This is a genomic window from Streptacidiphilus melanogenes, assembly GCF_000787835.1.
GTDB classification, from domain to species: Bacteria; Actinomycetota; Actinomycetes; order Streptomycetales; family Streptomycetaceae; genus Streptacidiphilus; species Streptacidiphilus melanogenes.
In genome coordinates, this window is sequence record NZ_BBPP01000019.1 from 1 (window position 1) to 12,354 (window position 12,354).

At 71.5% G+C, this 12,354-nt stretch carries 9 protein-coding genes; all 9 read left to right on the plus strand.

All coding sequences use genetic code 11. The features are described from left to right. A partial coding sequence (locus TR49_RS20610) for a peptidoglycan D,D-transpeptidase FtsI family protein (RefSeq protein ID WP_042383640.1) occupies positions 1 to 1,974 on the plus strand: 1,974 nt, incomplete at its 5' end. A 52-nt stretch (positions 1,975 to 2,026) separates the two neighbouring features. Beyond that, positions 2,027 to 3,688, plus strand: coding sequence for a UDP-N-acetylmuramoyl-L-alanyl-D-glutamate--2,6-diaminopimelate ligase (locus tag TR49_RS20615; RefSeq protein ID WP_042383641.1), 1,662 nt, complete (start codon positions 2,027 to 2,029; stop codon positions 3,686 to 3,688). A gap of 7 nt (positions 3,689 to 3,695) precedes the next feature. Continuing rightward, positions 3,696 to 5,129, plus strand: coding sequence for a UDP-N-acetylmuramoyl-tripeptide--D-alanyl-D-alanine ligase (locus TR49_RS20620; RefSeq protein WP_042383643.1), 1,434 nt, complete (start codon positions 3,696 to 3,698; stop codon positions 5,127 to 5,129). Further along, a complete protein-coding gene (mraY, locus tag TR49_RS20625) occupies positions 5,129 to 6,190 on the plus strand; it encodes a phospho-N-acetylmuramoyl-pentapeptide-transferase (protein ID WP_042367134.1) in 1,062 nt (353 codons plus the stop codon). The genes TR49_RS20620 and mraY overlap by 1 nt, the downstream gene beginning before the upstream one ends. 16 nt (positions 6,191 to 6,206) lie before the next feature. Further along, complete coding sequence (gene murD, locus TR49_RS20630) at positions 6,207 to 7,658, plus strand: UDP-N-acetylmuramoyl-L-alanine--D-glutamate ligase (RefSeq protein WP_439654118.1); 1,452 nt, start codon at positions 6,207 to 6,209, stop codon at positions 7,656 to 7,658. 81 nt (positions 7,659 to 7,739) lie between these two features. Then, on the plus strand, positions 7,740 to 9,029 hold the full coding sequence (gene ftsW / locus TR49_RS20635) for a putative lipid II flippase FtsW (protein ID WP_042383645.1): 1,290 nt from the start codon (positions 7,740 to 7,742) through the stop codon (positions 9,027 to 9,029). Between the two features lie 6 nt (positions 9,030 to 9,035). Beyond that, positions 9,036 to 10,142 carry an undecaprenyldiphospho-muramoylpentapeptide beta-N-acetylglucosaminyltransferase gene (gene murG / locus TR49_RS20640; protein ID WP_042383648.1) on the plus strand — a complete coding sequence of 369 codons (1,107 nt, stop codon included), beginning with the start codon at positions 9,036 to 9,038 and terminating at the stop codon, positions 10,140 to 10,142. Beyond that, a complete protein-coding gene (locus TR49_RS20645; protein ID WP_042383650.1) occupies positions 10,135 to 10,917 on the plus strand; it encodes a cell division protein FtsQ/DivIB in 783 nt (260 codons plus the stop codon). The genes murG and TR49_RS20645 overlap by 8 nt, the downstream gene beginning before the upstream one ends. Before the next feature lie 264 nt (positions 10,918 to 11,181). Continuing rightward, positions 11,182 to 12,354: cell division protein FtsZ (gene ftsZ, locus TR49_RS20650; RefSeq protein ID WP_042383652.1), on the plus strand; the 1,173-nt coding region annotated here is incomplete at its 3' end.

Consider the following 12,354-nt stretch of genomic DNA (forward strand, 5'->3'; position numbering starts at 1 on the left):
GCCCGGGTCGCCGTCGCCTCGCGGTCGGAGGCGCCGGTCCGCGGCAAGGCGCCCGCGCGGCCGCGTCCGCCCGCGCCGAGGAGGCCGGGGCCCGGCGGGACCGTGCTGCGGCTCGGGGAGCCGCGGAAGCGGCTGCGGGGGATGTGGGTGGCCCTCGCGGTGGTGTTCGCCCTGTTCGCCGGGCGGCTGGTGCAGCTGCAGTTCCTGGACTCCACCGCGCTCGCCGAGGAGGCCAGCGCCAACCGGTACGTGACGACGCCGCTCGCGGCGCAGCGCGGCACGATCACCGACGCCGACGGCGACGTCCTCGCGACCACCGTCACCGCGTACGACGTGACGGCCGACCCGACCATGCTCACGCCCCAGCAGCTCCACGTCACCGACGGTCCCGCACAGGCCGCCGCGCTGCTCGCGCCGATCCTGGGCCAGGACCCGAAGACGCTCCAGCAGGCGCTGACGGCGAAGAACCCGAAGACGGACATGTACCGTCTGATCGCCAAGCAGCAGACCCCGCAGACCTGGAACCAGATCAACACGCTCAGCAACCAGCTCGCGTTCAAGGCCGGTACGGGGCACTGCCTGGTCGAGAACACCCTGGCGCTGAAGGCCGGGGACGCCGGGCGGGTCGACGACGCCTGCGCCAACCCGCTGGCCGCGATCTTCCACGCCCGGCACGACAAGCGCGTCTACCCGGACGGCGGCCTCGCCGCCAACGTGCTGGGCTTCGTCAACGCCGACGGCATCGGCTCCGGCGGGCTGGAGCAGCAGTACGAGAAGCTGCTCAAGGGCGTGGACGGCAAGCAGGTGTACGCGCAGGCGAACGGCCGCGAGGTGCCCACCGCGGGTGGTCAGCACGAGACCGAGCCGGTGCCGGGTTCGAGCCTGCGGCTGACGCTCAACCGGGACATCCAGTGGGAGGCGCAGAAGGCGATCTCCGACCAGGTGTCCAAGAGCCAGGCGCTCGGCGGCTACGTCATCGTCCAGGACGTGACGGACGGCCGGATCCTGGCCATGGCGACCGCTCCCGGCTTCGACCCGAACGACCTCGCGCACGCGAACCCGGCCGCGATCGGCAACACCGCCCTGAGCGACGCGTACGAGCCGGGCTCGGTCAGCAAGCTGATGACGATGGCCGCGGTGCTCCAGCAGAACGTGGCGACCCCGGAGACGCACGTCACCGTGCCGGGGGCGCTGCCGCGCGCGGACCGGGTGTTCCACGACGACGTCGCCCACGGCACCGAGCAGCTGACGCTGAACGGCGTGCTGGCACAGTCGTCGAACATCGGCACGATCCTGGCGGCGGAGCATCTGGGCTCCACCCAGAGCCAGGCCGACCAGGTGCTCTACGACTACCTGACCAAGTTCGGCATCGGCCGGCCCTCCGGGCTGGACTTCCCCGGCGAGACGCAGGGGATCCTGCCTCCGCCGCAGCAGTGGAACGGATCGCAGCAGTACACCATCCCCTTCGGCCAGGGCCTGGCCGTCAACGCGCTGCAGACCACCTCCGTCTACTCGACGATCGCCAACGGCGGGGTGCGGGTGGCGCCGACGCTGGTGGAGGGGATCACCGGGCCGGACGGCCGGTACACACAGGCGCCCGCCCCGGCCACCACGCGGGTGGTGAGCACGGGCGTGGCCCAGCAGTTGGCCGAGATGCTGCAGTCGGTCGTCGGCAGCGAGCAGGGCACCGGCACCATGGCGCAGATCCCCGGCTACCTGGTGGCCGGCAAGACCGGCACCGCGAACAGGGCCACGGCGTCCGGCTACAGCGGCTACACGGCGTCCTTCATCGGTTTCGCGCCCGCGGACAAGCCGCGGCTCACCGTCTCCTGTGTGATCCAGAAGCCGGTGGGCGCACACTTCGGCGGCGAGCTGTGCGGGCCGGTCTTCAAACAGGTGATGGAGTTCGCACTGAAGACACTCGACGTCCCGCCCACCGGCGCGGCCCCGGCGAACCTGCCCGTCAACTGGTGACATGGGTCACGGCGGGGTGGCAGACGGCGGCAAAGGATGGCGATACCCTCACATGACCAGCACGGACGGCGGCATGCACATGGCAATCAACTCCCCACTTGGCTCCGAGAGCACCGGTACGGGTAACCTCACCGCCGTGCCCCATCGTGATCAGCCCTCGCTCCGCCCCCGGACCACCGACGGCCTCGCCCTCGCGCAGGTCGCCGAACAGCTCGGTCTGGGTGTGCCGGAGGGCGCCGCTGCGCAGGTGACGGGCATCACCCACGACTCCCGCGCCGTCCAGCCCGGGGACCTGTACGCCGCGCTGCCCGGCGCCAACGCCCACGGCGCGGACTTCGCCGCCCAGGCCGTCGCCAACGGCGCGGTGGCGCTGCTGACCGACGCCGAGGGCGCCGAGCGCGCCGCCGACGCCGGGGTCCCGCTGCTGGTCGTCGCCCAGCCGCGGGCCCGGGTCGGCGAGCTGGCCGCCGCGATCTACGGCCGCGCCGCCGAGCAGCTGCTCTCCATCGGCGTCACCGGTACGAGCGGCAAGACCACCACCGCCTACCTGATCGAGGGCGCGCTGCGTGGCGCCGGCCGCATCCCCGGCCTGCTCGGCACCGTCGAGATGCGCGTGGGCGAGACGCGGATCAAGAGCGAGCGGACCACGCCGGAGGCCACCGACCTGCACGCGGTCCTCGCGATGATGCGCGAGGCGGGCGCCGACTCGGTCGCCATGGAGGTCTCCAGCCACGCGCTGGTCTTCGGCCGGGTCGACGGCGTCGTCTACGACGTCGCGGTCTTCAACAACCTCACACCCGAGCACCTCGACTTCCACCCGGACATGGACGACTACTTCCGGGCCAAGGCGCAGCTGTTCACCCGCCGCCGGGCCCGCGTCGGCGTGGTCAACCTCGACGACCACTACGGCCGCCGCCTGGCCGCCGAGTCGGAGATCCCGGTCCTCACCTACTCCGCCTCGGGCGACCCGGCCGCCGACTGGCGCGCCGAGCAGGTGCACCTGGGCCACGCCGACTCGCACTTCCGTGTCGTCGGCCCGGACGGCCGGTCGGCCGACGCGTCCTCGCCGCTGCCCGGCCCGTTCAACGTGGCCAACGCGCTCGCCGCGATCGCCGCCGCCGTCACCGCCGGGCTGCCGCTGGACGCGGCCGTCGCCGGCGTCGCCGCGGTGCCGGGCGTGCCGGGCCGGATGGAGCAGGTCGACGCCGGACAGCCGTTCCTCGCCGTGGTCGACTACGCCCACAAGCCGGACGCGCTCGAGGGCGCGCTGCGCTCGCTGCGCGAGGTGACGAAGGGGCAGGTCCTGGTCGTCATCGGCTGCGGCGGCGACCGCGACCCCTTCAAGCGCGGCCCGATGGGCGCCATCGCCGCCCGCTACGCCGACACGGCCATCCTGACCAGCGACAACCCGCGCTCGGAGGACCCGCTGGCGATCCTCGCCGCGATGCTCGCCGGCGCCGTCGAGGTGCCGGAGAACGGGCGCGGCGAGGTGCTCGTCGAACCCGACCGCGCCCGTGCGATCGCCGCCGCCGTCGCCCGCGCCCACGCCGGGGACTCGGTCCTGGTCGCCGGAAAGGGCCACGAGGTTGGCCAGTACGCCAAGGGCGAGACCCGTCCGTTCGACGACCGCGTCGTGCTGCGCGACGCCATCGCTTCTCAGACAGCGCAGTCCAGTCTCATTGCCCAGTCCACCCCCATGGACGTCGAGGAGTAGAGCCAACGTGATCCCCCTGACCCTCGCGGAGGTGGCCGAGGCCACCGGAGGGACGCTCGTTGACGCACCGGACCCGCAGGCGCGGGTCACCGGCCCGGTGGTGCACGACTCGCGCCAGGTCACGCCCGGTGCGCTGTTCGTCGCCGTGGCGGGCGAGCGGGTCGACGGCCACGACTTCGCCGAGCGCGTGGTCACCGAGTCCGGCGCCGTCGCCGTGCTGGCGAGCCGTCCGGTCGGCGTCCCCGCCGTGGTCGTCGGCGACGTGTTGGAGGCCATGGCCAAGCTGGCCCACGCCGTCACCGCACGGCTGACCGACACCACCGTCGTCGCGCTGACCGGCTCGACCGGCAAGACCAGCACCAAGGACCTGATCGCGCAGGTGCTCGGCGACCAGGGCACGTGCGTCTTCACCGAGGGCTCGTTCAACAACGAGATCGGCTTCCCGCTGACCGCCCTGAAGGCGCGGCAGGACACCGAGTTCCTGGTGCTGGAGATGGGCGCGCGCGGCAAGGGCCACATCGCCGAGCTGTGCGCGATCACCCGCCCCAAGGTCGGCCTGGTCATCAACGTCGGCACCGCGCACCTCGGCGAGTTCGGCAGCCGCGAGGGCATCGCGCAGGCCAAGGGCGAGCTGGTGGAGGCCCTGCCCGAGGACGGCGTGGCCGTGCTGAACGGCGACGACCCGCTGGTACGCGGCATGGCCCCGCGCACGCGGGCGCGCGTCGTCTACTACGGCGAGGCCGAGGACGCCACGGTGCGCGCCGCCGATGTCCGATTCGACCAACTGCAGCGTGCCTCGTTCACCTTGAGCACACCCACCGGTTCCGCGCCGGTGGCCCTGAAGCTCTACGGTGAGCACCACGTGAGCAACGCCCTCGCCGCCGCCGCGGTCGCGACCGTGTGCGGGCTGGGCGTCGAGCGGATCGCCGCCGCACTGAGCGAGGCCGGCAGCCTGTCCAAGTGGCGGATGGAGCTGACGGAGCGTTCGGACGGCGTCACCGTGATCAATGACGCGTACAACGCCAACCCCGACTCGATGCGGGCCGCCCTGCGCGCGCTCGCAGCGATCGGCGGGAGGGGCCCGGAGGCCCGCCGCACCTGGGCGGTCCTCGGGGAGATGCGGGAACTCGGCGAGGAGTCCCTCGCCGAACACGATGCCGTGGGCCGGCTCGCGGTCCGGTTGAACATCGCGACCCTGGTCGCGGTGGGCGGCCGGGAAGCGGCCTGCATGGAGCTGGGCGCGAGAAACGAAGGTTCGTGGGGTGAGGAATCGGTGCTGGTGCCCGACGCGGATAGCGCGATCGAGCTGCTCCGGGAGCAGGTCCGGCCTGGGGACGTGGTCCTGGTGAAGGCGTCGCGCTCGGTGGGTCTGGAGAAGGTCGCCTCGGCCCTGCTCACGCAGGACCCGATGGCGGGCACCGTCGGGGAGGCTGGTCGTTGATGAAGGCGATCCTCTTCGCCTCGGCGTTCGGCCTGTTCTTCTCGCTGGTCGGCACCCCGGTCCTGATCCGGATCCTGGCCCGTCACGGCTACGGCCAGATGATCCGCGACGACGGCCCGCAGGCGCACCACAGCAAGCGCGGCACGCCCACCATGGGTGGTATCGCCTTCATCCTGGCGACGCTGGTCGGCTACGGGCTGACCCACCTGATCATGGGTACCAAGCCCACCATGTCCGGGCTGCTGGTGCTCTTCCTCTTCGCGGGGATGGGCCTGGTCGGCTTCCTGGACGACTACATCAAGATCGTCAAGCAGCGCTCGCTCGGCCTGCGGGCCAAGGCCAAGATGGCCGGGCAGCTGATCGTCGGCATCGTCTTCGCCGTCGGCGCGCTGCGCTTCCCGGACCCGGCCGGCACCACCCCGGCGTCCACCAAGCTCTCCTTCGTGACCGACTTCGGCTGGTCGCTCGGCCCGGTGCTCTTCGCCATCTGGGCGCTGTTCATGATCCTGGCCATGTCCAACGGCGTGAACCTGACCGACGGTCTGGACGGTCTGGCCACCGGCGCCTCGGTGATGGTCTTCGGCGCCTACGTCTTCATCGGCATCTGGGAGTACGGCCAGAACTGCGCCACCGCGGCCACCGCCGGTGCCCAGTGCTACCAGGTCCGCGACCCGCTCGACCTGGCCGTCGTCGCGGCCGCGCTGATGGGCGCCTGCTTCGGCTTCCTGTGGTGGAACACCTCGCCCGCCAAGATCTTCATGGGTGACACCGGGTCCCTCGCCCTCGGTGGTGCGCTCGCGGGTCTGGCGATCTGCTCGCACACCGAGATGCTGCTCGCCATCCTCGGCGGCCTGTTCGTGCTGATCACCCTGTCCGTGATCATCCAGGTCGGCTCGTTCCGGATGACCGGCAAACGCGTCTTCAAGATGGCACCACTCCAGCACCACTTCGAGTTGAAGGGCTGGTCGGAGGTGCTCATCGTGGTCCGATTCTGGATCATTCAGGGACTGTGCGTCGCCGTGGGCCTCGGTCTCTTCTACGCTGGCTGGGTCACGTCTTAACAGGTAGCGAAGTTCGATGAGCAGCGGTGAGGTCGCGGACGGTATGACGGCTATGAACTGGGAGAACCTGCACGTCACGGTGGCCGGGCTGGGCGTCTCCGGCGTCCCGGCGGCCAGGGTGCTGCACGGCCTCGGCGCGGTCGTCACCGTCGTCGACGGTGGCGACGGCCCACGTCAGCAGGCCCAGGCCGAGGAGCTGCGCGAGCTCGGCGTCACCGTCCGCCTCGGCGACGGCGACTCGCTGCCCGACGACACCGAGCTGATCGTCACCGCCCCGGGATGGCCTCCCTACGCGCCGCTGTTCCAGGCGGCGGAGAAGCTGGACATCCCGGTCTGGGGCGACGTCGAGCTCGCCTGGCGCCTGCGCCGCCCGCACCCGGAGACGGGCGAGCCGGCGCCGTGGCTCGCGATCACCGGCACCAACGGCAAGACCACCACGGTGCGCATGCTCGCCTCGATCCTGACGGCGGCCGGCAAGCGCACCGCCGCCGTCGGCAACGTCGGCGTCTCCGTCCTGGACGCCGTGCTGGCGGAGGAGCCGTACGACGTACTCGCGGTGGAGCTCTCCAGCTACCAGCTGCACTGGGCGCCGAGCGTGCACCCCTACTCGGCGGTCGTCCTCAACCTCGCGCCGGACCACCTGGACTGGCACGGCTCCATGGAGGCCTACGCCGCCGACAAGGGCCGGATCTACGAGGGCAACGTCGTCGCCTGCGTCTACAACGTCGCCGACCCGGCGACCGAGGAGCTGGTCCGCGAGGCCGAGGTCGAGGAGGGCTGCCGCGCCGTCGGCTTCACCCTCGGCCCGCCGGCCCTGTCCCAGCTCGGCGTCGTGGACGACCTGCTGGTCGACCGCGCCTTCATCACCGACCGCCGCCATGCGGCCGCCGAGCTGGCCTCCGTCGAGGACGTCCAGCCCAGCGCCCCGCACAACATCGCCGACGCCCTGGCCGCGGCGGCGCTGGCCCGCGCCTACGGCGTGGAGCCGCGCGCCGTCCGCGACGGGCTGCGGGCGTTCCGGCCGGACGCCCACCGCATCGCCTTCGTGGCGGAGGTGGACGGCGTCGCCTACGTCGACGACTCCAAGGCGACCAACCCGCACGCCGCGGCCGCCTCGCTGGCCGCCTACGAGTCGGTGGTCTGGATCGCCGGCGGCCTGGCCAAGGGCGCCGAGATGAGCGAGCTCGTGGCCGTGGCCGCCCCGCGTCTGCGCGCCGCCGTCCTGATGGGCGCGGACCGCGCGGTGATCAAGGCCGCTCTGGACGAGCACGCCCCGCACGTCCCGGTCTTCGAGCTCCCCGACGGCGTCGTGGGGGCCGCGGCGATGGAGTCCGTCGTCAACGCGGCGGCGGGCTTCGCCGAGTCGGGTGACACCGTGCTGCTCGCTCCCGCGTGTGCCTCCATGGACATGTTCACGAACTACGGCGAGCGCGGCGACGCCTTCGCCGCGGCGGTGCACGCGCTGTAGGCAGCGCCTCCACGACCGTCGGCGGGTGACCCGGTAGGGTCGTTCGCCGACAGTCGTCGTGCGGGGGAGAGGACCACCGAAGTGCCGGAGGCGAACGTCGCAACCTTCCGGTCGTACAGCCGGTTCAGCGGTGTGCGAAGCGCCTGGCGGCGCTTTCAGCGGGGCCTCGAGCGGCCGCTGACGCCGTATTACCTCATCCTCGGGTCCTCGGCGCTGATTCTCGTGCTGGGCCTGATGATGGTGTTCTCCGCCTCGCAGATCGAAGCGCGGCTGGACGGGCTGCCGTTCGACTACTTCTTCAAGAAGCAGCTCATCTCCATCGTCATAGGCGCAGGCCTGATGTACCTGGCCGTGCGGATGCCGGTGCGGGCCCACCGTGCGCTCGCGTACCCGCTGCTGCTCGGCGTCGTCGTGCTGCTGCTCGCCGTGATGGTGCCGGGCATCGGGGTCCAGGTGAACGGCAACCGGAACTGGATCCGGCTGGGCGGTTTCTTCCAGTTGCAGCCCTCCGAGTTCGCCAAGCTCGCGCTGGTCCTGTGGGCGGCGGACCTGCTCACCCGTAAACAGCAGATGAAAACTCTCGGCGAGTGGAAGCACCTGCTCATCCCGCTGGTCCCGGTGGGCTTCCTGCTGCTGGCGCTGGTTCTCGCCGGCGGTGACATGGGCACCGCGATGATCATCTGTGCGCTGCTCTTCGGCCTGCTGTGGATGGCGGGCGCGCCCACGCGTCTGTTCAGCGCCAGCGCCCTGCTCGCGCTGCTGGCCAGCGCGGTGCTCATCATCACCGTGCCGCACCGGCTTTCGCGCCTCGGCTGCATCGGGGCGACGCATGTCGGCTCGGACGGGTCCTGCTTCCAGGCGGTGCACGGGATCTGGGCACTGGCCTCAGGCGGCGTGTTCGGGACCGGGATCGGCGCGAGCGTGCAGAAATGGGGTCAGCTGCCGGAGCCGCACACCGACTTCATCTTCGCCGTGACCGGTGAAGAGCTGGGTCTGGCGGGGACGGTGTCGGTCCTCGTTCTCTTCGCGGCACTAGGGTATGCGGGTATCCGCGTGGCCGTTCGCACGAAGGAGCCGTTCATCAGGTACGCAGCGGGAGGCGCCACCACCTGGATCATGGCCCAGGCCATGATCAACATCGGTGCGGTGCTGGGACTTCTGCCCATCGCGGGCGTCCCGCTCCCGATGTTCTCCTATGGCGGGTCCGCGTTGCTGCCGACCATGTTCGCGGTCGGCCTGCTGCTCTGCTTCGCGCGCAGCGAGCCGAGAGCGTCGGCGGCCCTGGCCGCGCGGAACACGCGCAAGCGCAGGAGCAAGGGAAACAAGCAGGCCCGGCGCCGGTTCCTCCGGCGGCCCCACAAGGAGCGGTGAATTTCGGTGCATGTGGTCCTCGCCGGCGGTGGCACCGCCGGTCATATCGAGCCCGCACTCGCGTTGGCTGACGCGCTGCGGCGCAACGACCCCACGGTCGGCATCACCGCGCTCGGCACCGAGCAGGGGCTGGAGACGCGGCTGGTGCCCGAGCGCGGCTACGAGCTCGCGCTGATCCCCAAGGTCGCCCTGCCGCGCAAGCCCTCCGGCGACCTGATCACCCTGCCCGGACGCCTGCGCAACACCGTCAAGGCCGTCCAGGACATCCTGGAGCGCACCAAGGCGGACGCCGTGGTCGGCTTCGGCGGCTACGTCGCCATGTCGGCGTACTTCGCGGCCAAGCGCAGCGGCGTGCCGATCGTCATCCACGAGGCCAACGCCCGCCCCGGCGTCGCCAACAAGATCGGCTCCCGCTACACCGACTACGTGGCCGTGGCCACGCCGGACAGCAAGTTCCAAAAGGCCCGCTACATCGGCATCCCGCTCCGGCACACCATCGCCAACCTGGACCGCGGCGCGGCCCGCCCGCAGGCGCGGCAGTACTTCGGCCTGGAGCAGAACCTGCCCACGCTGCTGGTCTCCGGCGGCTCCCAGGGCGCGCGGCGCCTGAACGAGACGGTCCAGGCGGTCGCGCCGCGCCTGCAGCAGTACGGCGTGCAGATCCTGCACGCGGTCGGCCCGAAGAACGAGCTGCCGCCGGTCAACGACCTGCCGGGGATGCCGCCCTACCGCGCGCTGCCGTACCTGGACCGGATGGACCTCGCCTACGCCGCCGCGGACCTGATGCTCTGCCGGGCCGGGGCGATGACCGTCGCCGAGCTCGCGGCCGTCGGCCTGCCGGGCGTCTTCGTGCCGCTCCCGATCGGCAACGGCGAGCAGCGCCTGAACGCGCAGCCGGTCGTCCGCGCGGGCGGCGGCCTGCTGGTCGACGACGCGGAGCTGACCCCGGACTGGGTGCTGCAGAACGTCCTGCCGGTGCTGACCGACCCGCAGCGCCTTTGGCAGATGTCCCACGCCGCGGCCGAGTTCGGCCGCCGCGACGCGGACCAGCTGCTGGCGCAGATGGTCTACGAGGCGATCGACGCACACCGGAGCGGCCGCCGTCGTGGCTGAGACCGTCGGGGTCGAGGAGCGGCCGGGGGCGGGTCCCGAACGGGCGCGCCCGCCCCGGCCCAGGCTGAGGCTGTCCCGCCGGGGGATCGTCGTGCTGTGCGGCCTGGTCGCCGTGCTGCTCGGCACCGGTGTGTGGCTGGTCTGGTTCTCCTCGGTCTTCGACGTGCGCACGGTCACCGTGGTCGGGGTCAGGGCGCTGACCAGGGATCAGGTGCTGCAGGCCGCCCAGGTGCCGCTGGGCGGCCCGCTGGAGCAGCTGGACACCGGCGCGGTGGCGGCGCGGATCGAGAAGGCGCTGCCGCGCGTCGACCACGCCGAGGTGTCCACCTCCTGGCCGCACGCGGTCAGGATCACCGTCGCCGAGCGGGTGCCGGTCGCGGCGGTGCGCGGAGCCGACGGCCGCTACGCGCTCGAGGACACCACGGGTGACCGGTTCGCCACGCTGTCCGCGCCGCCGGTCGGCGTGCCGGTCGTGCAGCTCGCCCTCTCGGACGCGGGCAGGGGCGAGCTCGCCCAGTTCCCCGAGACGGTCCTGGTCGCGGGCGCGGTGGAAGTGGCCAAGGCCCTCCCGCCGGCCGTAGCGAAGCGCACCTCGCTCGTCGTCGTGCACTCGTACGACGACATCGAGCTGACGCTCACCGGCCCTTCGAGCACGGTCTATTGGGGCAGTCCCGAGCAGAGCGCGCGCAAGGCCGTGGTGCTGGGCGCACTGCTGAAGCAGGACGCACACGGATACGACGTGAGCGCACCAACGGATCCTGCGCTGCGGTCTTGACGGACCGTCTACTGTGCCCTGACGCTTGTTGACCCCGGTGTACGCGCGGAGACCTTAGATCACATAGGCTCACAAGAAAAAGCTGCTTGCTCGGCGTGTCCGTTGAACCGGCCTGCCCAGATGCCTACTGTCCTAGTGACAGTGGATAATGCAGCAGTGACATAGCATTAACTCTAAACCTCATGTTTAGGGTTCGGGTCGGGAGCGTCGAAAGCACCGCCCCTTCGGTATGAGTAGACAGATCCGAGGCGAGAGGCCTTCGACGTGGCAGCACCGCAGAACTACCTCGCAGTCATCAAGGTCGTCGGTATCGGCGGCGGCGGCGTCAACGCCATCAACCGGATGATCGAGGTCGGGCTCAAGGGCGTCGAGTTCATCGCGATCAACACCGATGCCCAGGCGCTGCTGATGAGCGACGCCGACGTGAAGCTCGACGTGGGCCGTGAGCTCACCCGCGGCCTTGGCGCCGGAGCCAACCCGGAGGTCGGCCGCAAGGCGGCCGAGGACCACCGCGAGGAGATCGAGGAGGTCCTCAAGGGGGCCGACATGGTCTTCGTGACCGCAGGTGAGGGCGGCGGCACGGGCACCGGCGGCGCCCCCGTGGTCGCCAACATCGCGCGCTCGCTCGGCGCGCTGACGATCGGCGTGGTCACCCGCCCGTTCACCTTCGAGGGCCGCCGCCGCGCCAACCAGGCGGAGGACGGCATCGCGCAGCTGCGCGAGGAGGTCGACACCCTCATCGTCATCCCGAACGACCGCCTGCTCTCCATCTCGGACCGCCAGGTCAGCGTCCTGGACGCGTTCCGCAGCGCCGACCAGGTGCTGCTCTCCGGTGTCCAGGGCATCACCGACCTGATCACCACCCCCGGCCTGATCAACCTCGACTTCGCGGACGTCAAGTCCGTGATGAGCGGCGCCGGTTCGGCGCTCATGGGCATCGGCTCGGCGCGCGGCGAGGACCGTGCGAAGGCGGCGGCGGTCATGGCGATCTCCTCGCCGCTGCTGGAGGCCTCCATCGACGGCGCCCGCGGGGTGCTGCTCTCTATCTCCGGCGGTTCGGACCTGGGCCTGTTCGAGATCAACGAGTCCGCGCAGCTGGTCAGCGAGGCCGCGCACCCCGAGGCGAACATCATCTTCGGCGCGGTCATCGACGACGCCCTCGGCGACGAGGTCCGCGTCACCGTCATCGCCGCAGGCTTCGACGGCGGTCAGCCGACCCCGATCGTGCGCGAGCCGATCGTCCGCTCCACGTCGAGCGACCGCCCCGCCGCGACGCCGGAGTTCCCGCGACCGGGCGCCGGGTCGTCGGCGGCAGGCTCCACGGCGACGGGCCGCAGCATCCACACCCTCGGCAGCGTCCCGCGTGCCGAGGACACCCCCCGCCCGACGCCGGCTCCGGAGCCCACCATCCCCCCGGTCCCGCAGCAGGCCCCGCCC

What these genes read in the sequence shown, in the direction of transcription:
- mraY (WP_042367134.1), top strand. Translation starts at nt 5,129, where the DNA reads ATGAAGGCGATCCTCTTCGCCTCGGCGTTCGGCCTGTTCTTCTCGCTG.
- murD (WP_439654118.1), top strand. Translation starts at nt 6,207, where the DNA reads ATGAGCAGCGGTGAGGTCGCGGACGGTATGACGGCTATGAACTGGGAG.
- TR49_RS20615 (WP_042383641.1), top strand. Translation starts at nt 2,027, where the DNA reads ATGACCAGCACGGACGGCGGCATGCACATGGCAATCAACTCCCCACTT.